Genomic DNA, 23,140 nt, shown 5'->3' on the forward strand with positions numbered 1-23,140 from the left:
CGGGTAAGGCCCCGTGCCGGCTATGTGGATAACCGGAAAGGGGCCTTTCCTCGTGCTGCTGAGGAGAGCAGATCCTGCCTAGGAGAGCTCGCTCGCTGACCGCTGGATCTGGTCCAGCCATGCCTGGCGGGCTTCAAGGGCTTCCCGTGCGGCCTTGATCTTGCGCTGGTCGCCTGCCTTCTCGGCGTCGGCCAGGTCATCCTTCAGGCCGGCGATGGCGGATTCGAGCTGGCTCAAGGCGCTGTTGGTGCGCGCCTTGGTCTCCGGGTTGGAGCGCTGCCACTTCTCGTCCTCGGCCTGGCGGACTGCATCCTCGATCCGGCGCAGCCCGGCCTCGATCCGGCCCATGTCCGCACGCGGAACCTTGCCCGCCTCTTCCCAGCGGTCGTGGATGGACTGCAGGGCCTTCTTGGCGGCAGTGATGTCCTTGACCGGAAGGATGGAGGATGCCTCCTCGAGGAGCGCCTCCTTGACCTTAAGGTTGGCGGCGTACTCCTGGTCGATCTCGTCGTTGGCAGCCTGGCGCGAGCTGAAGAACACGTCCTGCGCCGCGCGGAACCGGGCCCACAGTGCGTCGTCATCCTTGCGGCTGGCACGCGGTGAGGCCTTCCACTCATCCATCAGCCGGCGGTATTCGCCGGCGGCGAAGCCCCAGTCGGTGGACGTCGACAGTGCCTCGGCCTCCGCAATCAGCTTCTCCTTTGCAGCCTTCGCCGCGGAGTTGTTGCTGTCCAGCTGGGAGAAGTAGGCCCGGCGGTGCCGGTCAAAGACGGTCCGGGCGGCACGGAAACGCTTCCACAGCGCGTCCTCGTTGCTGCGGCCCAGCCGTACGCCGCTCTTCTGCGCGGCCTTCCAGCTTTCAAACAGCTCGTTCATGCGGGCGCTGGACGTCTTCCACTGCACCTGGGCCGGATCCGTGCCGGAGATGGCCTCGGCCTCGGCCACGATGGCCTCACGGGCGGCCAGCTCGGCGGCACGAACGGCGTCGTGCTGTGCCTTTTCCGCCTTCTCCAGCTCGGTGATCTGGGTGGACAGGGTGTCCAGGCGGCCCTCCGCGGAACGGATGTCGCCCACCATGTTCCGTTCAGCGAGCTGCTCGCGCAGGTGCGTCACGGTCTTCTGCATGTCCGTGGTGGGGGCCTTCGAGGCCACGCGCTGTTCCAGCAGGACAATCTGGGCGACGACGTCGTCATACTTCCGTGCGAAGTAGGCCAGGGCCTCGTCGTTGCTGACGTCCGGGTACTGGCCGACCGGGTGCTCTTCGCCGTCGATGGTCAGGAACACGTGGCCGTCGCCCTCAACGCGGCCCCAGCGGGCGGCCTCGGCCAGCGACGTGGCGGGCGGTGCCTGCACCGGCGCCACGGTGGCAGCAGGACCGGCCTTGGGCCGGGCAGCAAACGCAGCCGGCGTCGGCGCGGGCCGGGGTGCCGGAGACGGACGCGGTGACGGGCTGGGTGCCGGTGCTTCCTGCGCGGCTTCCGGCTGCGGGCTTTCCTGCGTTGCCTCGGGCTGCGCAGCCACCTCCGGCGCAGCCTCTGCCGGCGCACCCTCTTCGGGCTGCGGGGCGTCGGCCTGCGCCTCACCCGCCGGCTCGGTTGCCTCAGCAGGCTCGGCCGCCTCCACAGGCTCGGCCGTTTCCACGGACTGAGCCGTTTCCACGGATTCGGGGGAAGCCTGGACCTCGGTCACTTCGGCTGCTGTTTCGTCGGATTTCTGACTGTCTGTCACCGCTAAAAGTCTTTCGCTTGGAGGAAGATACTCATTCATAGGTCGCCCGTGGCGGCTGGCGCCACAAGGTTCCTACTTCAGAGAAAATGAGTCTATCGTGACTGCTTCCGCAGGTGCGCCGTCCGTGTCGCTTTCGCCGGTCTTAAGACCGGCAGCCGCAATCTTCGTCACGACATCCAGGCCCGACGTCACCTTGCCCACAATGGTGTAGCCGCCGGCGGAGTCGGCCGGAATGACGGTGTCCTTGTAGACGATGAAGAACTGCGTGCCGTTGCCGTAGGCGTTATTGCCCGTGCGGGCCACCGCAATGGTGCCGGCAGGGTACTTGTTGTCTGCCGGCGTGTTCTCCAGCGGCCCCCAGGTGTAGTTGGGGTCGCCCTGGCCGTCGCCGGTCTTGGAACCGCACTGCAGGACGCCGAAGTTCTCAGCGGTGGTGAGCCGGTGGCAGCTGATGCCCTTGTAGTAGTTCTGGTCGGCCAGCGACTTGAACACGGCGGCTGCCTGCGGGGCCTTGGTGCCGTCCAGCTGCACACCCAAGGTGCCGCTATTCAGCTTCAGTTCGCCGGTGAACGTCTTGCCGGCCGCCGTAGCGGGCTTGGGGATGTTCGCCGCGTTGGTCTGCGCGGCAGTCGGCGTGGCGGATGCGGAAGGGGAAGCTGACGGCGTGTTCAGGCCAGCCTCGGCAGCGGCAAATTCCTCTTCGGTGGGGTTCCCGGCAAACACCGTCAGTTGAAGCACGACGGCGAGCACCACCGCCGCGGCCGCTGCGCCTCCCGCCACCAGGTTGTCCCGCCTGCGGCGCTTCTCCTGGTCACGCCGAAGCTCGCGTTTGGCTTCCATCTGCTGGATGCGCCTCTTGGCTTCGCGTGTTTCGCGTGGACTGGCCGCCACGGGTCCTCCTCTTCGATCGGACTGCCCGGGCAGGCCCCTGAAGGCATCCCCGGCTGCAGATTGCGCTGCTGCAGATTTGAACTGCGGCAGCCCGCCATCGCCCGGTCACCCGCATTAGAGATGCAGGCGCCGAAAGCATAAACTGACTGCCGCACATAAGTTTATGCAGAACAGGCTGGACTCCCGCCGCTGCCGCAGCTGTTTGATTCAAATAGCGACGCGGAACATGGCGCAGCGGCTCCGGCCTTCGTTTACCTGAGGAGAAACTCCACCATGGCACGCACCGCCTCCCTGTCCGGATTCCCCGAGTGGCTTCCCGAGGAGCGGCTGGTGGAGCAGCATGTCCTGGACTCGCTGCGCCGCACGTTCGAGTTGCACGGTTTCGGCTCCATCGAGACCCGCGCCGTGGAAACGGTGGGCCAGCTGCTGCGCAAAGGCGAGATCGACAAGGAGGTCTACGGCCTGAGCCGGCTCCAGGACGATGAGGGGGAGGAAGCGAAGGGCAAACACGATCCGCACGCCCTGGCCCTGCACTTCGACCTCACCGTGCCCTTCGCCCGGTACGTCGTGGAAAACGCCGGCTACCTGGCCTTCCCGTTCCGCCGCTACCAGATCCAGAAGGTCTGGCGCGGGGAACGGCCACAGGAAGGCCGCGCCCGCGAGTTCACCCAGGCGGACATCGACGTGGTGGGCGACGGCGAGCTGCCCTTCCGCTACGACGTCGAGATCGCCCTGGTCATCGCCGAGGCGCTGGGTGCCCTCCCGATTCCGGAGTTCCGGCTGCGCATCAACAACAGGAAGCTGGCCGAGGGCTTCTACCGCGGCATCGGCCTGCCCGATACCGCCGGAGTCCTGCGCAGCATCGACAAGCTGGAGAAAATCGGCCCGGACAAGGTGGCTGAACTCCTCAAGTCCGAGCTCGGCGCCACCGACGAGCAGGCGCAGGCGGCCCTGAAGCTGGCCGGCATCAAGACCGAGGACACGTCCTTCGTTGCGCAGGTCCGCTCGCTCGGGGTCAGCAACGACCTTCTGGAAGAGGGCCTGAACGAACTCGAACAGGTGATCGAGGCCGCCGTGAAGCGCGTCCCGGGCAAGGTCATCGCGGACCTCAGCATTGCCCGCGGACTGGACTACTACACCGGAACTGTCGTGGAAACCGTCCTGGTGGGCCACGAGCAGCTTGGCTCGATCTGCTCCGGCGGCCGCTACGACGCCCTGGCAAGCAAGGGCAACCGGAAGTTCCCCGGCGTCGGGCTGTCCATCGGGGTGACCCGGCTTGTCTCGCGCATCCTCAGCCAGGACCTGGCCAAGGCTTCCCGTGCCGTGCCCACGGCGGTGTTCGTGGCGCTCACCTCGGATGAGAGCTGGGGCGAGGCCCAGGACGTGGCCACCGAGCTGCGCAGCCGCGGCATCGCCGCCGAGGTGGCCGCCAAGGCGGAGAAGTTCGGCAAGCAGATCAAGTTCGCGGACCGGCGCGGCATCCCCTTCGTCTGGTTCACGGACGAGGACGGCAAGCACCAGGTCAAGGACATCCGCTCCGGCGTGCAGGTGGACGCCGATCCGGCGACGTGGACGCCGTCGGACGAGGACATCCACGTCCAGGTCGTCGCCGCGCCCGCTTCCTGAGTGCCGGTTTCCTGAGTTAACGCTTCCCGGGCCGCCGCAGCCGCCGCTTCCGGAACGCCAGGACGGCGGCGCGGCCGGCGAGTCCGGCGGCCATCACCGCCGCCATGCCGAGGGCAGAGGCCGGCGGCAGGGTGAATGCCAGGACCAGGCACCCGGCCAGCCCTGCGGCGTTCAGCCACCTGGGCGCGTGCCGGGGCCGGTCCCCGAGCGTGAACGCGGCGGCGTTCGTCACGGCGTAATACACCAGGACCCCGAAGCTGGAAAAGCCGACCACCGTCAGCACGTCGGTGGTCAGCAACAACAGAACGACGACGGCGGCCACCGCCAGTTCGGCGGTTGCCGGCACCGGATGGCGCCCGCCCACCCTGGCCAGGGGGCCCGGGAGGTCGCGTTCGCGGGCCATCGCCATGGCCGTGCGCCCCACCCCGGTGATGAGGGCGAGCAGGGCGCCGAGCGAGGCCGCGGCGGCACCTGCCTGCACCGCCGGCGCTCCGGCCGCCAGCCGGGACTGTTCCACCGCGTCCAGCAGCGGCGCCGTGGAGGAGGCCAGCACGTGCACCGGAAGATGCGCCAGGAGCAGCGCCCCCAGCAGCAGGTAGATCACCAGGGCGCCGGCCAGGGCACCGAGGATGGCGCGCGGAATGACCCGCGCCGGGTCCTTCACCTCCTCACCCAGCGTGGCGATGCGCGCGTACCCGGCAAAGGCGAAAAACACGAGGCCCGCGGCGGGCAGGATGCCCCAGCCGCTGCCGGCCTGTCCGGAAACCGTCCCGCCGTCGGGTACGTGCGGTCCCAGCAGGCTCGCGGCGGCCACGACGGCGAGGGTGGCCAGGACCACTGCCAGCAGGATGCGGGTCAGGAACGCGGTCCGGGTGATGCCCAGCAGGTTCACGCCGGTCAGGGCGGCGACCGCTGCGATGGCCACAGGAGTGGCGTGCCCCGGCGCGACGTACTGGCCGAAGGTCAGGGCCATGGCCGCACAGGAGGCCGACTTGCCGGTGACGAAACCCCAGCCGGCGAGGAAGCCGGGCCACTCACCGAGTTGGTTCCGCCCGTAGACGTACGTCCCGCCGCTTTGCGGATACTTTGCCGCGAGCTGGGCCGAGGCGACGGCGTTGCAGTAGGCCACGGCGCCGGCCAGGGCTATGGCCACGAGGAGCAGCTCTCCGGCCAGCCGGGCAGCCGGTGCGAAGACGACAAAAACGCCGGCCCCGAGCATGGATCCGAGCCCGATGGCTGTTGCGTCGGCCACACCGAGCCTCCGTTGCAGTTGCCGGTGCTTGGTCATGGCGGGGCAGGAACCTTTCAAACGGGTAAACTCGGACGGGATCGTTTCCGCAACGATCGTATTTTGAACTTCATTCTGTCTTCCTTCTGAAAGGAATGCTGTGCTGCGCACACATGACCTCGGATCCCTTCGCTCCGAGCACATTGGACAAACCGTAACCCTGGCTGGCTGGGTTGGCCGCCGTCGTGATCACGGTGGTGTCGCATTCGTCGATCTGCGTGACGCCTCGGGCGTGGCGCAGGTGGTGGTCCGCGAGGAAGAGGTCTTCCACGGGCTGCGCAACGAATACGTGCTCCAGGTGACCGGTACGGTCTCCAAGCGCCCGGAAGGCAACGAGAACGCTGCCCTGGCCACGGGCGAGGTGGAGGTCATGGCGGACAAGGTGGTCATCCTCAACACCGCCGACGCCCTGCCCTTCCAGATTGATGAGCACGTGGAAGTGGGCGAGGAAGCACGGCTCAAGCACCGCTACCTGGACCTGCGCCGCCCCGGCCCCAGCCGCAACATCCGCCTCCGCTCCGAGGCTAACCGCGTGGCCCGCGAGCTGCTGCACGAAGAGGGCTTCGTTGAGATCGAGACGCCGACCCTGACGCGTTCGACGCCGGAAGGCGCCCGTGACTTCCTGGTCCCCGCACGCCTGGCGCCGGGTTCCTGGTACGCGCTGCCGCAGTCGCCGCAGCTGTTCAAGCAGCTCCTGCAGGTGGGCGGCTTCGAGAAGTACTACCAGATCGCCCGCTGCTACCGCGATGAGGACTTCCGCGCCGACCGCCAGCCCGAATTCACCCAGCTCGACATCGAGGCCAGCTTCGTCGAGCAGGACGACATCATCCGGCTCGGCGAGAACATCGTCAAGGCTGTCTGGAACCTGATCGACGTCGAAATCCCGACGCCGATCCAGCGCATCACCTACGCCGACGCCATGGCCCGGTTCGGGTCGGACAAGCCCGACCTGCGGTTCGGCCAGGAGCTGACCGAACTGACCGAGTTCTTCAAGGACACCAACTTCGGCGTTTTCAAGGCTCCCTACGTCGGCGCCGTCGTCATGCCCGGCGGTGCCTCGCAGGCCCGCCGCGCACTTGATGCCTGGCAGGAATGGGCCAAGCAGCGCGGCGCCAAGGGCCTGGCCTACGTCCTCTACAAGGAGGACGGCGAGCTCGCGGGCCCCGTGGCCAAGAACCTTACCGAGACCGAACGCGCCGGCCTGGCCGACGCCGTTGGCGCCAAGCCGGGCGACTGCATCTTCTTCGCTGCCGGCGAGAAGACCCCGTCCCGGGCGCTGCTGGGTGCTGCCCGCGTTGAGATCGGGCACCGCACCGGCCTGATCGACCCCAACGCGTGGGCCTTCTGCTGGGTGGTGGACGCCCCCATGTTCGAACCCGCCGCTGCCGCGGTGGCATCGGGCGACCTGGCTGTGGGCGCCGGCCAGTGGACCGCCGTGCACCACGCCTTCACCTCGCCGAAGCCGGAGTTCCTGGACACCTTTGACCAGGACCCGGAGGCCGCCCTCTCCTACGCCTACGACATCGTGTGCAACGGAAACGAGATCGGTGGCGGATCCATCCGTATCCACGAGCGAGAAGTCCAGGAGCGCGTCTTTGAGCTCATGGGCCTGGACAAGGCCGATGCCCAGACGAAGTTCGGCTTCCTGCTGGAGGGCTTCAAGTACGGCGCCCCGCCGCACGGCGGCATCGCCTTCGGCTGGGACCGCGTGGTGGCGCTGCTGGCGGGCGTGGACTCGATCCGCGACGTCATCGCCTTCCCGAAGTCCGGTGGCGGCCACGACCCGCTGACCGACGCCCCGGCCCCCATCACCGTGCAGCAGCGCAAGGAGGCCGGCGTCGACTTCAAGCCCGAGGCCAAGAAGGCCGAGCCTGCGCCCCAACGGGCCGAGGACGCAGCCAAGTAGAGTGACCTGACCGACAGCAAAGGCTCCCCGGGGAACCGGGGAGCCTTTGCTGTCCCAGGCCGGAAGGAGAGTCCGATGGACCGTGAGGCAATCCCCGAGCTGGATGTGTTGATGGATGCAGCCTGGCCGGCGCCGGACCGGGAGCTGTCCGGCGGCTGGGTTCTCCGCGCCGCCGCCGGGGTGACCCAGCGAGCCAACTCCATCTGGCCGCGTTCGGAGCCACTGGGCAGGCGGGATGAACGGCCCGCTGCAATGCGGGCTGCCCGGGCCTGGTACCGGGCCCGCCGGCTGCCGGTGATCTTCCAGGTCTTCGACACTCCCGGCAGTTCTGCGCTGAACGCCGTCCTGGATGAGGAAGGCTTCACCCGGCAAGCCGAGACGCTGGTCATGGTGCGGACCGCTGACGTAGCCGTTGCAGCCGGCGGGGATGCCCCGGAACCCGGCGCCGGCGTCGAAATCACTGAGTATCCGTCGGCGGAATGGCTGGACCTGTGGTGGTCTGTTGAGGGCCGCGGCGGCGCCGCGGAACTGGAGACTGCGCGTGCCATCCTCACCGGCTGCCCGGCGCTGTACGCCCTGGTGAGGGACGACGACGGCGGGCCGGCCGCCGTCGGACGCCTTGCTGTTGTTCCCGGCGGGGCAGCTGATTCTGGCGGCACTGCCGTTCCCGGCGCGGCGGGCAGCTGGGGTGGGCTGTACTGCATGGCCACCCGGCCCGATGCCCGGCGCCGCGGCTACGCCAGCCGGGTCCAGCAGGCACTGTTCAGCGCAGGTGCGGCGCGGGGACTGGCCGGTTACTGGCTGCTGGTGATGGCCTCGAACACCGCCGCCCGGGAGCTGTACTCCCGGGCAGGTTTCTGTGAAGTGTCCAGATATTATTACCGGCAGGAACGGCCGCGGCGTTCGCTGACCGGCTGCTGAGCTGCGCCTTCACCCCGCCGGAAGCCGGGCGTGGGCTCAGCGGTGCTCGAGGGCGGGCTGCTGTGCCTCGGCCTGCCGCCGGCGTGCGGTGCCGGCCAGGTACGGTCCGCCGAGTTCGCCGATGGGCGTGGCGGCAGTCTCCCGGGACCAGAACGCGGATCCTGCGGCGATGAGCATGCATACGGTGCCAAAGACGGCCACGGGCACCCAGCCCCAGGCTCCGGGGGCCAGCAGCATCCCGGCGATCATTGGGCCGAAGCCGGCGAGAACCAGGCCGAACTGGTTGCCCAATGCCATGCCGGAGTAGCGGACGGGCGCTGCGAACTGTTCGGCGAAGAACGCCGGCCAGACGCCGTTGAAGCCCGAGTACAGCACCGTCATGTTCAGGAACGCGGCCAGGAACACCAGCCCAATGTTGCCGGAGGAGAGGGCCAGGAAGTACAGGAAGATCGTGGCGGAGCAGCCGATCGCGGCGGTCAGCAGGAGGGGGCGGCGGCCGATCCGGTCGGACAGCCTGGCTGCCAGCGGCATGGCGAACATGGACAGGCCGATGGCCACGGCGTTCACGGTCAGGATGGACGCCCGGTCGAAGCCGGCGCCGGACGTGGCGTAGGCGAGTCCGAACACCGTGAAGATGGTCTGCATCACGGACATGATGGACATTCCCGCCACCCGCAGCACATCCGGGGCCTGGAACCGGAGCACTTCCTTGAGGGGCATCGGGGCCACCTGGCGGCGTTCCTGGGCCTCCTCGAAAACCGGGGTCTCGTCCAGGTGCGTGCGGACCCAGTAGGCGATGGCGAGGACCACGATGGAAAGCCAGAACGGGATGCGCCAGCCCCAGCTCATCATGGCCTCCCGGGGCAGTGACGTAACCGGAATGAAGACCAGGGTGGCCAGCACCATGCCGGAGGCGTAGCCCGTCATTACGAAGCTGGTGAAGAACCCGCGACTGCCTTCGGGCGAGTGTTCCAGTGTCAGCGTGGAGGCACCCGCCGATTCCGCACCGGCGGAGAAGCCCTGCGCCAGCCGGCCCGCCACCAGCAGGATGGGAGCCCAGACGCCGAGCTGCTCGTAGGTGGGCAGGAAACCGATGCCAAGGGATGCCAGGCCCATGATGCCGAGGGTCAGGAGCAGGATCCTCTTACGGCCCAGTTTGTCGCCGAAATGGCCCATCACCAGTCCGCCAACAGGCCGCGCCACGTACGCGACGCCGAAGGTGGCGAAGGCGCCGATCAGCCCGATGGCCGGGTCCGCGGAGGGGAAGAACAGGTGGGGGAACACCAGGGCTGCCGCGGTGCCGTAGATGAAGAAGTCGTAGTACTCCAGCGTGCTGCCGAGGAAGGACGCCAGGGCGGCCTTGCGCGGCGTTTTCCGCGGTGCCTGCGGGGGAACCTGCGGTGATGGGGTGGTGGTCACGGTAATCTCCTTAAGACTGCGTAGTCTCGATGGGGGCCGGCGTGGTGTCCGGGAGGTGGAAGTCCACCGCGAGGATCTGCCGGCTGTTGGGGAACGAGTACGCCTTCAGCGGCTCGTGGAGTGGATGCGTGTTGTACACGGCGATGTCCTCGACGCTTTCAAAGTCGGCCACGATCGCGTAGTCGAAGGAGCGTTCGGTGTTCAGGACGTCCGGGCCGTGGCTGAGGCTCACCATGCCGGGGATCTTTCCGGCCATGTTGTTGAGCCCGTCAATCCAGGCCTGCCGGTCGGCCGGCGGGAAGCCGGGCTTGAACTGGAAGAGCACGGTGTGGCGGATCATCTCAGGCACCGGTACCGACAAGCTCGACCACCGGTGACGGCGCGGCAGAAACATATTCGGGGCACTGGCCGGCAAGGGTCCGGCCGGCGAGGTAGCCCATGGTCATGATGGGCCCAAGGGTGGCGCCGGCTCCGGGATAGCCTGCCGCGTAGGCGTTCTCGGCGGTGTTCCCGGCGGCGAACAGGCCCGGGATGGGGCGGCTGTCGACGTCGAGCACGCGGGCCGACCCGTCGGTGGCAACGCCGCCGTTGGTGCCGAAGGCGCCGTTCACCACTTCCAGCGCGTAGAAGGGGCCGGACTCGAGCGGGCCCAGCGAGGGGTTCGGCCACGGGCAGTCGGCGTCGCCCCAGTACTTGTCGTAGGCGCTTTCGCCGCGGCCGAAGTCGGGGTCCTGCCCCCTTGCTGCGAACTCGTTGAACCGGGCCACTGTGGCTTCCAGGTTTTCCGCCGGAACATTGATCTTCGCGGCGAGTTCAGCCAGCGTGGGCGCCTCGATCAGATAGTCCGGCGTCGGCTGGCCTGCGCGGTGGGCCAGGATGCCGTAGCGCTCCAGGTAGCCGTGGTCCACGATCACGTGCGCCGGGGTGTTCAGCGTGCGGTTGGCGGCGGAGTCCCAGGACTGCAGGCTGCGGGCGAGGTCGTTGTAGTTCTGCGACTCGTTGGCGAAGCGGCGGCCGCGGCGGTTGACCATGATGGACCCCGGGCCCTGGCGTTCGAACCGCAGCAGGGTGCCGACCGCCTGCCCGTCGCGGGTGTCGCCGGTGACGGACATCGGCGCCCACCAGGCTTCCCGGGTGCCGCGGGTCTGGCCGCCGATGCGCTGCGACATCCGCAGCCCGTCGCCGGTGTTGGAGGGCGGCGAGCACATCGTGTAGAGCCGGGACGCGAGCATCGAATCGGCCAGGGCCTTGTCCCATTCGAAGCCGCCGGTGGCGAGCACCACGCCGTCGCGGGCATGGAACGCCTCACCGGTTTCCAGTTCGACGCCGGTCACCCGGCCGCCGTCCGTGAGCAGCCGGTGCCCGCGCGCCCCGGTGACAAGCGCGGCGCCGTCCCGCACCAGGCTGGCGAGCAGCATGGAAACGAGGGCCTGTCCCTTGGCCACGAGGCCGTCGTCCTGGCGGCCGGCCAGGTCGTCCCACGGGAATTTGGTGAAGGCGCCCCACTCCTCGTATTCCTGCATGGTGAAGGGGGCCCGGCCGTCACTGCGCACGTGCGCCCGGAGGGCGCCCAGGGCCTCGGCGCTGTTGAACAGCTCGGGCTCCACGGTGCGGCCGCCCGTCACGGCACCGGGGAGATCCTGCCGGTAATCGGGGAAGTTGTCGAGGAAGATGAAGCGGACGCCGCACTCCGCCTCGACGAAGCGGAGCATCTGGTCGCCGTAGTCCAGCGCGGCGTCCAGCAGTTCGTCCCGGCCCCTGCCGCGGGCGACGGCCCGTACATACTCCCCGGCCGCTGCCTTGGAGTCGGTGATCCCGGCCTTCCGTGCGTGGTGGTTATCCGCCACCCACAGCATGCCGCCGGACACGGCGGAGGTCCCGCCCAGGAGGTCACTCTTTTCGAGGACGACGACGGACTTGCCGGCCCGGGCGGCGGTGGCCGCCGCGGTGAGTGCGCCCGCACCGGAACCGACGACGACGACGTCGTAAGTGTCCGCGGAGGTACCGTTGACGAATTTCATGGGTGTTGCCTTTCGCAGTGAAGCTGATGGGTGCTGCTGAAGCTGGGGTGATGCTGGGTGGGGGGCGGCGTCAGACGGCCGTGTAGCCGCCGTCGATGACGAGCTCGGAACCGGTGGTGAAGCGCGACTCGTCCGAGGCCAGGTAGAGCACGCCGTACGCGATCTCGTCCGGTTCGCCCTGGCGGGGCAACGGGTTGGAGCCCACCAGTTGCTTGTAGTAGGCCTCGGGTCCGATGTCGGACTGCTCGGCGGAGCGGCGGCTCATTCTGGTGTTCATGGACCCGGGATGGATGGAGTTGACCCGGATGCCGTAGCCGCCATAGGCCGCCGCGTCCGACTTGCTCAGCAGCCGTACTGCACCTTTGGTGGCGTGGTACAGCGGAACGTTCCGGCCACCGGTGAGCCCGTGGATGGAGGAGAAGTTGACGATGCTGCCGGCGCCTTGTTCGATCATGCCGGGGACCACGTGCTTGGTCATCAGCCAAACGCCCTTGACGTTGACGTTGAAAATCGTGTCGAAGTCGGCCGTCGAGGCGGTGTGGGAGGCTCCTGCCGGGCCGATGATGCCAGCGGCGTTGACCAGGATGTCCGGGGTGCCCAGTTCGTCGCGGACCCGGCCGACAGCTTCGGCGACGCTGGCCTCGCTGGTGACGTCGACGTCGTACTCAGTGATGTTTGCGTGCGCCGCTGCGGCCGGGATGCCGGCAACGTCCAGGCTGGCAACCTTCGCGCCGTGTTCGGCAAGGAGGGCGGCAGTGGCGCTGCCCAGGTCTCCGCGGCCCCCGGTGACAACGGCGGTCTTTCCGGCCACGCGCTTCTGGATGGGATTCATGTGGTGCTCCTCGTGATCCTGCAGCCTCGTCGCTGCTTCCAGCCAGCGTGGCAGGGGACCTGTGAGCGGAACCACATGATTACCGATGAACGGCAAAGAGGGCTTTCAGTGGCTTTGCCGGAGCGTCCCCTTCAGCTCGCCGCGCCAGCCCCAGGGCACGGGAGATCCCGCGTGCTGCCGCCATCAGGACGGGCACCCGGGCAGGCGCGTTCTCCTCGTTGCGCGGCACCACCACGCTGAGGGCGGCACGGATGGTGTTGTCCGGACCGAAAACCGGCACGGCGATGCCGCTGGACTCCGGCACGATCACCCCGGGCATGGCTGCGAAGCCGCGCTGCCGGATCTCGGCCAGGTGGCGCCGGAGCGCGGCCGGCTCGGTCAGGGTCGTCTCGGTGAACTTTGTCAGTGGCCGGGCCAGGAAGGCGTCCTGGTACGCGGCGGGGGAGTGGGCCAGCAGCACCAGTCCCGAGGACGTGGCGTGGACGGGGAGCCTGCCGGCGATTTTGGTGATATCCACGATGGTCCTGTCCGAGCCGAGGCGCTCGATGTACAGCACCTCGTCCGAATCGAGGATGCCCAGCGTGGTGGAGTGCTGCACCACGGCCTGGACGTCCTCCATGAAAGGCAGGGCGGCCTCGCGCAGACCCAGCATCTTGGAGCCCCGGGAAGCCAGTTCCCACATCCGCGTGCCGATGTGGATGTCGCCGCCGGGCTCGCGTTCCAGCAGCCGCTCGAGCAGCAGGTCGTTGACCAGCCGGTACGTGGTGGTCACCGGCAGGCCGGTGCGGCGTCCGAGCTCGGCAACGCTCATGGCGGGGTGCCGGTCATCGAAGGCGCTCACGATTTTCACGACGCGGCCGATGATCGACTCGCCGGATGCGGAGTTGGCCACGCTTCCTCCTGTCGGTTCCCGCTCAATGGTAATCCTCCTCCCGGGCGGCCGTGCTCCCGGATCTACTGGGGGTTTGTCAGTCAACGCCTGCCGCCGCAAAGGAGTGGCCGGCAGGCAGAACGGAGCAGGAACCATGACAGAAACTGCAACGACGGCGGTCTGTGACGTCCTCGTCATCGGATCGGGCGTTGCCGGGATGGCCGCAGCACTGAAGGCCGCTTCGCAGGGATTGAGCGTGATCGTCGCGGAAAAGGAGCAGTACTTCGGCGGGACCACCGCCATTTCCGCGGGATGGGCCTGGGTCCCCGGCAACCAGTACGGCATTGCGCAGGGCGATACCCGCGAGGACGCCGAGACCTACCTGAAGAACCTGGCACCGGAGACGTTCAACGAAGCGGGAGTCCGGAACTTCCTGGACACCGTGCCCGAGGCCATATCGTTTTTCGAAAACGAAACCGACGTGAAGTTCACCTACCCGGAGAAGGCCCCGGACTACCAGATGGACCTGCCCGGGGCGAGGCTGTCCGGCCGGGCCATCCTGCCGCAGGACGTGGACGCGCGGGTCCTCGGGAACAAGCGGCTCCTGATGCAGCCGTACATGAGCTCCTATACAGTCTTCGGCTACATGCCGCAGGTGGGGCCGGACATCAACGAGTTTTTCCACGTGAACCAGTCGGTCAAGTCCTTCAGCTACGTTGCCAAGAAACTGCTGCGCACCTGGGCAGACGCCGCCCGCTACAAGCGTCCGGTCCTGCGCTCCAACGGCAACGCCCTGATGACCCGGATGGTCAAGAGTGCGGACGACCTGGGCGTCCGGCTGTGGAAGGCCTCACCGGCGCTGTCGCTCACCGTGGACGACGACGGAACCGTCACCGGCGCGGTCATCGGGGGAGAGCACGCGGTCACCGTCACAGCGCGCGCCGGCGTCATTTTGGCCGCCGGCGGATTCTCCGGGAACAGGGAACTGCGGCGGCGCTATTTCCCGCATGACGCCGGCGGCGACGACCACTTCACTCCCACCGTGGGCCACGGCGGGGACGCCGCCACCCTGGCGATGGGCGCCGGCGGCTACATCGACGATTCCGTGTTCAGCGTCGGCTCCTGGGCGCCCGTGACCGTGTTCAGGTACCTCGGCGGCGAACAGCGTCTCTTTCCGCACCTGCGGGCCATCGGCCTGCCCGGGCTGATCGCCGTCGACCGCCACGGCAGGCGCTTCGGCAATGAGGCCCTCAGCTACCACGACTTCGGCGGTGCCATGATCGGGCACAACAAGGACGAGGACAGGACGTTCGGCTACGTGATCGGCGACGCGAAGACGATGCATAAATACGGCATCGGCTATGCCAAGCCCTGGCCCATGCCGCGCGGTTACTTCTACCGGACCGGTTACCTGGTCAGGGCGAACACCCTTGCTGAGCTGGCCGGCAAGCTCGGCATCGATGCCGCGGGCCTGGAAGCCACCGTCGCTGACTTCAACCCGGCAGCGGAGCGCGGCGAGGACCCCGCCTTCGGCCGCGGCTCCACCCAGTACAACCACTTCCGGGGCGACCTCGAGCACAAACCGAACCCGAACCTCGCGCCTGTGGGCAAGGGCCCGTACTACGCGGCGAAGATCCAGATGGGCGATCTGGGCACCTTCGCCGGCCTCGGCGTCAACGAACACTCCGAAGTGGTCACGGCTGAGGGATCGGTCGTCCCCGGGCTCCTGGCCGTGGGCGCGGCTGCGGTGAGCGTCTTCGGCGGCGGTTACCCCGGCTACGGCTCCCACATTGGCCCGGCGTTGGTGTTCGGTTACCGTGCCGGACGGGACATCGCCAGGCTTGCCGGGGAGCGGAACGCGTCCCGTCAGGCCAACGTGGCGGGCCGCTAGGCGCCGGGCCGGAGACCGCCATGGCCAACTCTCCCTCGGGGGAATCGGTGATCAGCCGCGTGGTGCGGCTCATGAGCGCCTTCGACCGGGACCTGCCGGCCATGACGCTCTCCGGCCTCGCCCGCCGCGCCGGCCTGCCGCTGACCACCGCGCACCGGCTCGTGGACGACCTGGTCCTCCACGGCCTGATTGAGCGGCTGCCGGACGGGAACCTGTGCTCCGGGATGCGCATGTGGGAGCTCGCTGCCCGGGGCTCCCGTGCACTGAACCTTCGTGAGCTGGCGCTGCCGTTCATGGAGGATGTCCAGGCAGCCGTCCACCAGCACACCACCCTCGCCGTGCTGGACCACGGCACGGTGCTGTACGTGGAGCGCCTTTCCTCGCCGCACTCCAGCCTGGATGCCGCCCACATTGCCCAGCGGATGCCCATCCACGCTGCCTCGTCCGGCCTGGTGCTGCTGGCGTTCTCGCCGCCCGCCGTCCAGGCCGAGGTGCTCGCAAAGCCCCTCAAGGCTGTGACCCCCGAAACCATCACCGGTCCTGCCCTCATCCGCAAGCACCTGGCCGAAATCAGGCAGCGCGGCTACGTGGCCCTGCCCGGCATCGGCGTCACCGAATGGACGGGCATCGCCGTGCCCGTCTTCGGGCCCGGCAACTCGGCAGCGGCGGCGCTCAACGCCATCGTGCCGCGGCAGGAAGCGGCGGTTCCGCTGATCGTCCCCGCCCTGCTGACCGCTGCGCACGGGATCTCACGCGCGCTGAAATCCGCCCAGCCTGAAGGGCAGGCGGACTTTCGCAACCGATGAACGGAAGACCTGTGGGGGCGGCCACGGCGCATCCCGCAAGGTGGAGTGAGAGGCGGATCACACCGGATTGCGCCGCACCCACCGGAAAGAAGGACGATGATGTCTTGCCCGATGACAGCAACACCCCCGGTCTCCACGCACGTCAGCACCGGCGGAAGCGCAGGCGAAGGCACCGCACTGCCGCCCTACTCGCATGAACTGGACTGGCCGGACGGCATGGCGCCGTTCAAGGTGGTGGACGACGGGACCCAGGGTGATCCCTACCGCCACTACCAGTGGATGCGCCAGAACGCGCCGGTGCTCCATGCGCACTCACCCGTTTCGGATGTCTGGTTCATTTCGCGGTACGACGACGTCCGCCGGGCCATGCGGGCACCGAAAGTCTTCTCCTCGCAGGTTGTGGACCCGGTCCCGCTGACCTTCCTGACGCTGTTCGACGCACCCAACCACACCCGGCTCCGCCAGGTGGTGGCGCAGGCCTTCATCCCCAAGGCCATCGCCCGCTTCGAGGACCGGGTGCGGGAGAACGCCGAAAAGTACCTGGCACCGATGCTCGCCGCCGGCGGCGGGGACGCCGTGGACGACTACGCCATCCCGCTCAGCATGTCCACCATCAGCGCCTTGCTCGACGTTCCGGCCGAGGACTTCGAGAAGATGAAATTCTGGTCCGACGAGACCTTCAGCTACTTCGGCCGGCTCGCCCGGAACGCCCAGGGCACCGGCACCGACGAGCAGAGCACCCTCGAGTTTTTCGCCTACCTGAAAGACACCATGGAGCGCCTGTACCGTGAGGAGAGCGACTCTGTCGGCGGACACATCGCCAGGATGTGGAAGGAAGGACTGCTCAGCGAGAAGGAAGCCAAGGAACTCTGCGCCTTTGTCTTCGTCGCCGGCCATGACACCACCACCATCCTGCTGGCCAACGCGTTCCGGACCTTCAGTGAACACCCCGACCTGCTGGACCGCATCCGCCGGAATCCGGACGACGCCAACCTCTTCGTCGAGGAACTGGCCCGCTACCGCGGCACCGTCCAGCGGGCCAGCCGGATCACCATGGAGGCGGTGGAGGTTGCCGGCGTGACGATTCCCGCCGGCGCCATCGTCCGCCTGCTGCCCGCCGCAGCCAACCGGGACAGCAGCAAGTATCCGGACGGCGAGCGCTTCGACATTGACCGCAACACCGACGGCCACCTCGGCTTCGGGCACGGGGTCCACAGCTGCCTCGGCGCACCCCTGGCCAGGCTTGAGGTCCTGGTCACAGTGCAACTCCTGGCGGAGAAGCTCGCGTCGCTCACGCTGGATCCGGACAAACCCATCGAATACGTGCGCGGCAACAACCTGACGAACTCGGGCCCGGAGCACCTCCACGTGATGCTGCAGCAGGTCAACGCAGGGCAGACCAATGCGTAGCGGGACAGGCGCCGCAGCAGCGGCATCGACCCAGGACCCGGTGGGCATTCAGGACCCGGTGGTAACTAAGGACCCGGTGGTCATCGTCGGTTCCGGACACTCCGGCGTCGCAGTCGCCGCAGGCCTCCGCACACGCGGCTGGGAAGGCAACATTCTGCTCATCGACGCGGAGAACGAACTGCCCTATGAGCGGCCGCCGCTGTCCAAGGAATTCCTGAAGGACGGCGCCCCGGATGAGCCAGCCGTGCTCCGCAAGGAGAAGTTCTATGCGGACAAGGGCATCGGCCGGCTCGCCGGGGTCACCGCGGAATCCATCGACAGGAACGGCCGGACAGTGCTGCTGTCCAACGGGACGCGGCAGGCCTATCACCGGCTGGTCATCGCCACAGGTTCGCGGGCGCGGCCCCTCACCGTGCCGGGTGCCGGCCTTGCGGGAGTCAGATCCCTGCGGACCCGGGGCGACGCCCTCGAACTCAGGCGGCTGCTGGTTCCGGGATCCCGAGTGGCCATCATCGGTGCCGGGTACATCGGGCTGGAAGTGGCCGCGGCTGCAGCCGCGAAGGGCTGCGAGGTCACCGTGCTCGAATTCCAGGACCGCGTGATGAGCCGGGTAACGTCGGCCCCCGTCTCGCGCCACTTCGAGCAGCTCCACGAGCGGAACGGGGTGCGGTTTGTCTTCGGCGCCGCGGTCACCTCGATCGACGGCGGACAACGGGCCGAACGCGTGACCGTCGCCGACGGCACGGTCTTTCCTGCCGACGTCGTGCTCGCCGGCATCGGCGTCATACCCAACCAGGAGCTGGCCGCGCGCGCCGGCATCGACTGCCGGGACGGCATCCTCGTGGACGGGGACGGCAGGACTTCCGATCCCGCCATCTACGCCAGCGGGGACGTCACGCGGTTCACCAGTCCCATCGACAATGCCAGCCAGCGGCTCGAATGCATCCAGAACGCGCTGGCACAGGCAGACCGCGTGGCCGCGCACATTGCCGGCCAGACGGCCGCTGAACCGGAAATCCCCTGGTTCTGGACCGTCCAGCACGGTATCCGGCTGCAGACTGCAGGCGTCCGCCATCCGGAAGACCGGGTGATAGTCCGAGGCGAACCCTCCGGCGGCAAATTCTCCGTGGTCTACCTCCGCGACGGCCGCCTCGCGGCCGTCGACACCATCGCCAACCTGTCCGACTTCCGCACGGCCAAACGGCTGATCGGCCAGGGAGCACGGATCGATCCGCTGCTGGCCGCGGACCCCCGCGTCCCCCTCGCCGAAGCCATTTCCGGCGCAACCAACCACTCCCACGCTGACCTCACGGCAGCGCGATCCTAAGGAAACCAACATGAGCAGCACCAGCATCAGCAACACCGCCATCAGCACCAAACTGACCGTCGTCGACCGCGAAGGCGCCACCCATGACCTCGAATGGGAGCCGGGCCAGAGCATGATGGAGGCCCTCCGGGACAACGACCTGCCCGTACTGGCATCGTGCGGCGGCACCGCCTCCTGTGCCACCTGCCATGTGTTCCTGGAGCAGGAGGTCTTCGACACGCTGGAGGACCGCAGCGAGGACGAACTCGAGCTGCTCGTCGAGGCCGAGGGCTACCGGGAATGCGGCTCACGGCTCTCCTGCCAGGTGGGCTTCAGCCGGGACCTCGACGGGGTGACCGTGACGCTGGCCCCCGAGGAGTGAAGGCAGCCCGCGGCCCGGGTCAGGGAGTTAGCTCCCGGGCGGGTCAGTCACCGTGACCCGCACCGCGCAGGCGTCCGCGGCGGCCTTCTTCAGGACAGCCGCACGGGGATCGGGAACATCGAGGTAGGCAAGTCGCGGCAGGCCTGCCCAGGGCTTCAGGGCGGGCAGTGCCAGGACGTCCTCGGCCAGGCCGCGGTCACCGCCCGGGAGGATGTACTCGAAGGCGTGGCCGGCAAAAACCAGCCGCGCCTGCTCCGCCACCGCCTCGGCCATCGCGTCCGCCTGGTTGGCGCGGCGCCGGGCGAACCGCTGCTGCGACTGGCCGCCGGCGGCGGTGCGGGACTGCACATACTTGGAACCGGTCTTGGCGGCGAGGATGATCCCCTCGCTGGCGACGGCCACCCCGTACCCTCCGCGGCGGACCAGGACAAGGCCGACCGTGCGCGGCTGGGAAGCCAGGGAAGCCAGCCGTTCCACGAGGCCGGATCCCCGCCCCGGCCGGCCGTCGTCGGGCCAGGGCCCCACCAGCAGGGCGGTGGCACCGTCCGCCGCAGCCAGCCGTACGCCGTCGTCGTGGTCCTCATATTCAAGGTCACCGTGGCTGGCGGCAAACCGGTCCACCCAGCCGGCCAGCCGTGCGCCGGGGACGAACGCGGTCCTGGTGGACGCCGGACGTCCCTGCGTCGGACGGCTGCCTGGCATTGCCGATTCCCTGCTTTCGTGGCCGGACTTTTCCTGCTGAATCTAGAAGTAGCCTATCTATGTGGATGATCTTTTTGGTTCGGCGGCCCAGGACAGCGACGACGGTGAGAACGACGACGACGGCGACGTCGCCGATTCGGCCCAGTCCCGTTCCGCCCAGTCCCGTTCCGCGCCACGCAGCCCGCTGGCCGTCCGGATGCGCCCCCGGACGCTCGACGAGGTGGTGGGCCAGCAGCACCTCCTGGGCCAGGGGTCCCCGCTGCGGCAGCTGGCGGCAGGTGCCGACGCCGCCGGTCCTGCCGGCCCCAGCTCGCTGATCCTTTGGGGGCCGCCGGGCACCGGAAAAACCACGCTGGCCCACGTAATCGCACGCGGGCCCGGGCGTAAGTTCGTGGAGCTCTCAGCCATCACCTCCGGGGTCAAGGATGTCCGCCGCGTCATGGACGACGCCCTGACCGCCCGTGACCTGTACAAGACCACCACCGTCCTGTTCCTCGACGAGATCCACCGCTTCAACAAGGCACAGCAGGATGCACTGCTGCCCGGTGTCGAAAAGGGCTGGGTCGTCCTGGTCGCGGCAACCACGGAAAATCCGTCGTTTTCGGTGGTCTCCCCGCTGCTGTCCCGCTCCCTGCTGCTGACGCTCAAGCCGCTCACCGACGCGGACATCGAGGGCCTGCTGGTGCGGGCCGTCGAGGACCCCCGCGGCCTCAACGGCAACGTCCGGCTCAGCGACGAGGCCCTCGAACACCTCGTCCGGCTTTCCGGCGGCGACGCACGCCGGGCACTGACCGCGCTGGAAGCCGCTGCCGGCGTTGCGTTCGGTGACGCGGACGACGTCGGACATTCCGGTGCGGGGGACGGTGACACCGATGCGGACGGCGCAGTTGCCAACGGCGCAGGCCAGCCGGTCGCCGTCGAACCGGTCACGGTAGGGCTCCGGCACACCGAGCGTGCCCTGGACGCCGCAGCCGTCCGCTACGACCGCGCCGGGGACCAGCACTACGACGTGGCCAGCGCATTCATCAAGTCCATCCGCGGGTCTGACGTGGACGCAGCCCTGCACTACCTCGCGCGGATGCTGGAGGCGGGGGAGGATCCGCGCTTCGTGGCCCGGCGCATCGTGATCTCGGCCGCGGAGGACGTGGGCATGGCGGATCCGACGGCCCTGCAGACGGCCGTGGCCGCGGCGCAGGCCGTGCAGCTCATCGGAATGCCCGAGGGCCGCATCGTGCTCGCCGAAGCGGTGGTCCACCTGGCCACGGCACCAAAGTCCAACGCCGCCTACATGGGCATCAACAAGGCCATCGCGGACGTGCGGGCGGGCCTGGGCAACGGGATCCCCGCGCACCTGCGCGATGCGCACTATCCTGGGTCAAAGCAGCTGGGCCACGGAGTGGGCTATAAGTACGCCCATGATGCCCCGCACTCGGTGGCCGCCCAGCAGTACCCGCCGGACGACCTCGTGGGCCGCGACTACTACGAGCCCACCGCAAACGGTGCCGAGCGGGACATCGCCGTCCGGCTTGAACGGCTGCGCAAGATCGTCCGGGGCAAGTGACCGCCATGGTAGGATGGATGCTTGTCTGGCAAGGCACGGACGCACAATCCACCGAATTTTAGTTCGACGGAGCTGTGCCCTGTGCCCAGTAGCAAAAGGCAGCGGTTGGCCGATGCTCTCCATCGTGGAGGCCAGTAACACTGACACACCGCAGATATTGGAAGGACACAAGTGGCTAACAACACTCGTGCTCGCCGTCAGGCCCGCCTCTCGCGGTCCCTCGGCATCGCTCTGACCCCCAAGGCCGCCAAGTACATGGAGCGCCGCCCGTACGGCCCCGGTGAGCACGGCCGTGCCCGCAAGAAGCAGGACTCCGACTACGCCGTACGTCTGCGCGAAAAGCAGCGTCTGCGCGCCCAGTACGGCATCCGTGAAGCCCAGATGACCCGTGCCTTCGAAGAAGCACGCCGCACCAAGGGCCTGACCGGTGAAAACCTCATCGAACTGCTCGAAATGCGCCTCGACGCCCTCGTGCTGCGTGCCGGCTTCGCCCGCACCATCGCACAGGCCCGCCAGCTGGTTGTGCACCGCCACATCCTGGTTGACGGCATCCGCGTTGACCGCCCGTCCTTCCGCGTCGGCGAGGGCCAGCTGGTCCACGTTCACAGCCGCAGCGAAACCATGCCTCCGTTCCAGGTTGCAGCAGCCGGCGCACACCGCGACGTCCTGCCCCAGGTTCCGGCCTACCTGGACGTCAAGCTGGACGCCCTGCAGGCCCGCCTGGTTCGCCGCCCGAAGCGCGCCGAGGTCCCCGTGACCTGCGAAGAGCAGCTCGTCGTCGAATTCTACGCACGCTAAATTCCGGCAGCGTATACAAAGAAGCCCGTGGCAAGCGCCGCGGGCTTCTTTGTATGTAAGGTACTTGGGGGACATTTGCGGCTGCAGCACGTTGGCCGCCGCACGCCCGGTACAGTTCCACGGAATTTCAAGGAGATGAACGTCTATGTCTGGTGGCGATATTGCCGGCCTGATCGCGGCCGGGGTATTTGCGCTCCTGGTCCTGTTGCTGGCTGTGCCCATCCTCAAGCTGGGGCGGGTGTTCGACGAGGTCCGGACATCCATCCGCTCCATCAGCGACGGCGCCACCCCGCTCATGGACGAGGTCACCGCGACGGTCTCCACCACCAACCAGCAGCTGAAGAAAGTGGACGGCATCGCCTCCAACGTTTCGGACGCCTCCGCCAACATCTCCGCGCTGTCCTCCCTCGTGGCCGCGACTGTCGGTTCGCCGCTGATCAAGGTGGCCGCGTTCAGCTACGGCGTCCGTTCCGCTTTCGCCACCCGCAAGAAGCCCGCCACCGGCCGCCGCAGCCGCTAAGCCCACCCGGAGAACTGAAATGAAACGACTTGTCTGGATGGGAATCGGCGTGGCCATCGGGGTCATCGCCTTCCGCAAGGTCACCGAGGCGCAGTCAGCCCTGGGCCCCGAAGGCCTGAACCGGGCCGTGGGCCGGCTTGCCGACGGAGTCTACGACTTCGCCGACGCCGTCCGCGCCGGCATGCGCGAACGGGAAACGGACCTGCGCTCCGCACTGGGTGTTGACTCCCAGGACGTCGTCCGCCGCTAAACGCGCGAGAA

General features: G+C 68.2%; 20 protein-coding genes and 2 pseudogenes. 13 read left to right on the top strand and 9 right to left on the bottom strand.

Annotated features, from left to right (window positions below; genetic code table 11):
* Positions 1-78: 78 nt before the first annotated feature.
* The gene (locus tag ARGLB_RS07380) at positions 79-1,728 is read right to left on the bottom strand and encodes a DUF349 domain-containing protein (protein WP_003800691.1); all 1,650 of its coding nucleotides are present in this window, start codon (positions 1,726-1,728) and stop codon (positions 79-81) included.
* 72 nt (positions 1,729-1,800) lie between these two features.
* The gene (locus tag ARGLB_RS07385; protein WP_003800692.1) at positions 1,801-2,619 is read right to left on the bottom strand and encodes a peptidylprolyl isomerase; all 819 of its coding nucleotides are present in this window, start codon (positions 2,617-2,619) and stop codon (positions 1,801-1,803) included.
* A gap of 273 nt (positions 2,620-2,892) precedes the next feature.
* Here ARGLB_RS07385 and hisS point away from each other — a divergent pair, with 273 nt between their 5' ends.
* Positions 2,893-4,245: a histidine--tRNA ligase gene (gene hisS / locus ARGLB_RS07390; protein WP_003800694.1), complete on the top strand. Its 1,353-nt coding sequence runs from the start codon at positions 2,893-2,895 to the stop codon at positions 4,243-4,245.
* Between the two features lie 16 nt (positions 4,246-4,261).
* Here hisS and ARGLB_RS07395 read toward each other — a convergent pair whose 3' ends face one another.
* A complete protein-coding gene (locus tag ARGLB_RS07395) occupies positions 4,262-5,533 on the bottom strand; it encodes an APC family permease (RefSeq protein ID WP_003800696.1) in 1,272 nt (423 codons plus the stop codon).
* Between the two features lie 100 nt (positions 5,534-5,633).
* Between ARGLB_RS07395 and aspS the strand changes: the two genes are divergently transcribed.
* Together aspS and ARGLB_RS07405 are read left to right on the top strand one after the other, a co-directional pair.
* On the top strand, positions 5,634-7,439 hold the full coding sequence (gene aspS / locus ARGLB_RS07400; RefSeq protein WP_003800698.1) for an aspartate--tRNA ligase: 1,806 nt from the start codon (positions 5,634-5,636) through the stop codon (positions 7,437-7,439).
* 75 nt (positions 7,440-7,514) lie between these two features.
* On the top strand, positions 7,515-8,360 hold the full coding sequence (locus ARGLB_RS07405; RefSeq protein WP_003800700.1) for a GNAT family N-acetyltransferase: 846 nt from the start codon (positions 7,515-7,517) through the stop codon (positions 8,358-8,360).
* A gap of 36 nt (positions 8,361-8,396) precedes the next feature.
* On the opposite strand, the gene ARGLB_RS07410 is transcribed toward ARGLB_RS07405, so the two are convergent.
* The 5 genes from ARGLB_RS07410 to ARGLB_RS07430 form a co-directional block, all read right to left on the bottom strand.
* Positions 8,397-9,779: an MFS transporter gene (locus tag ARGLB_RS07410; protein WP_003800702.1), complete on the bottom strand. Its 1,383-nt coding sequence runs from the start codon at positions 9,777-9,779 to the stop codon at positions 8,397-8,399.
* Positions 9,780-9,789: 10 nt separating this feature from the next.
* Positions 9,790-10,119 carry a Dabb family protein gene (locus tag ARGLB_RS07415; protein WP_043418329.1) on the bottom strand — a complete coding sequence of 110 codons (330 nt, stop codon included), beginning with the start codon at positions 10,117-10,119 and terminating at the stop codon, positions 9,790-9,792.
* A gap of 1 nt (position 10,120) precedes the next feature.
* Positions 10,121-11,800 carry a 4-oxocyclohexanecarboxylate 2-dehydrogenase gene (chcC1, locus tag ARGLB_RS07420; RefSeq protein WP_003800705.1) on the bottom strand — a complete coding sequence of 560 codons (1,680 nt, stop codon included), beginning with the start codon at positions 11,798-11,800 and terminating at the stop codon, positions 10,121-10,123.
* 70 nt (positions 11,801-11,870) lie between these two features.
* Positions 11,871-12,632 carry an SDR family NAD(P)-dependent oxidoreductase gene (locus ARGLB_RS07425; protein WP_003800707.1) on the bottom strand — a complete coding sequence of 254 codons (762 nt, stop codon included), beginning with the start codon at positions 12,630-12,632 and terminating at the stop codon, positions 11,871-11,873.
* Between the two features lie 79 nt (positions 12,633-12,711).
* A complete protein-coding gene (locus ARGLB_RS07430; RefSeq protein ID WP_003800709.1) occupies positions 12,712-13,524 on the bottom strand; it encodes an IclR family transcriptional regulator in 813 nt (270 codons plus the stop codon).
* A gap of 133 nt (positions 13,525-13,657) precedes the next feature.
* Between ARGLB_RS07430 and chcC2 the strand changes: the two genes are divergently transcribed.
* From chcC2 to ARGLB_RS07455, 6 genes and pseudogenes are all read left to right on the top strand, one after another.
* On the top strand, positions 13,658-15,394 hold the full coding sequence (gene chcC2 / locus ARGLB_RS07435) for a 4-oxocyclohex-2-ene-1-carboxylate 5-dehydrogenase (protein ID WP_003800711.1): 1,737 nt from the start codon (positions 13,658-13,660) through the stop codon (positions 15,392-15,394).
* A 20-nt stretch (positions 15,395-15,414) separates the two neighbouring features.
* A pseudogene (locus tag ARGLB_RS24420) lies at positions 15,415-15,582 on the top strand (helix-turn-helix domain-containing protein); the annotation flags it as partial.
* A 42-nt stretch (positions 15,583-15,624) separates the two neighbouring features.
* Positions 15,625-16,134: pseudogene (locus ARGLB_RS24425) on the top strand (IclR family transcriptional regulator); the annotation flags it as partial.
* Positions 16,135-16,311: 177 nt separating this feature from the next.
* Positions 16,312-17,610 (top strand): cytochrome P450, encoded by a 1,299-nt coding sequence (locus ARGLB_RS07445; protein WP_003800715.1) that lies wholly within the window; start codon positions 16,312-16,314, stop codon positions 17,608-17,610.
* Positions 17,603-18,937 (top strand): NAD(P)/FAD-dependent oxidoreductase, encoded by a 1,335-nt coding sequence (locus ARGLB_RS07450; protein ID WP_003800717.1) that lies wholly within the window; start codon positions 17,603-17,605, stop codon positions 18,935-18,937. The genes ARGLB_RS07445 and ARGLB_RS07450 overlap by 8 nt, the downstream gene beginning before the upstream one ends.
* Positions 18,938-18,947: 10 nt before the next feature.
* On the top strand, positions 18,948-19,298 hold the full coding sequence (locus tag ARGLB_RS07455; RefSeq protein WP_003800719.1) for a 2Fe-2S iron-sulfur cluster-binding protein: 351 nt from the start codon (positions 18,948-18,950) through the stop codon (positions 19,296-19,298).
* A 27-nt stretch (positions 19,299-19,325) separates the two neighbouring features.
* Here ARGLB_RS07455 and ARGLB_RS07460 read toward each other — a convergent pair whose 3' ends face one another.
* A complete protein-coding gene (locus tag ARGLB_RS07460) occupies positions 19,326-20,000 on the bottom strand; it encodes an acVLRF1 family peptidyl-tRNA hydrolase (RefSeq protein WP_003800721.1) in 675 nt (224 codons plus the stop codon).
* 61 nt (positions 20,001-20,061) lie between these two features.
* Here ARGLB_RS07460 and ARGLB_RS07465 point away from each other — a divergent pair, with 61 nt between their 5' ends.
* The 4 genes from ARGLB_RS07465 to ARGLB_RS07480 all read left to right on the top strand — a co-directional run bounded on the left by ARGLB_RS07465 (position 20,062) and on the right by ARGLB_RS07480 (position 23,129).
* Complete coding sequence (locus ARGLB_RS07465; RefSeq protein WP_003800722.1) at positions 20,062-21,561, top strand: replication-associated recombination protein A; 1,500 nt, start codon at positions 20,062-20,064, stop codon at positions 21,559-21,561.
* Positions 21,562-21,732: 171 nt separating this feature from the next.
* Positions 21,733-22,359 carry a 30S ribosomal protein S4 gene (rpsD, locus tag ARGLB_RS07470; protein WP_003800725.1) on the top strand — a complete coding sequence of 209 codons (627 nt, stop codon included), beginning with the start codon at positions 21,733-21,735 and terminating at the stop codon, positions 22,357-22,359.
* Between the two features lie 145 nt (positions 22,360-22,504).
* A complete protein-coding gene (locus tag ARGLB_RS07475; RefSeq protein ID WP_003800727.1) occupies positions 22,505-22,879 on the top strand; it encodes a DUF948 domain-containing protein in 375 nt (124 codons plus the stop codon).
* 19 nt (positions 22,880-22,898) lie between these two features.
* The gene (locus ARGLB_RS07480; RefSeq protein ID WP_003800729.1) at positions 22,899-23,129 is read left to right on the top strand and encodes a DUF6167 family protein; all 231 of its coding nucleotides are present in this window, start codon (positions 22,899-22,901) and stop codon (positions 23,127-23,129) included.
* The last annotated feature ends 11 nt before the right edge of the window (positions 23,130-23,140 follow it).

This window comes from Arthrobacter globiformis NBRC 12137 (assembly GCF_000238915.1).
GTDB classification, from domain to species: domain Bacteria; phylum Actinomycetota; class Actinomycetes; order Actinomycetales; family Micrococcaceae; genus Arthrobacter; species Arthrobacter globiformis.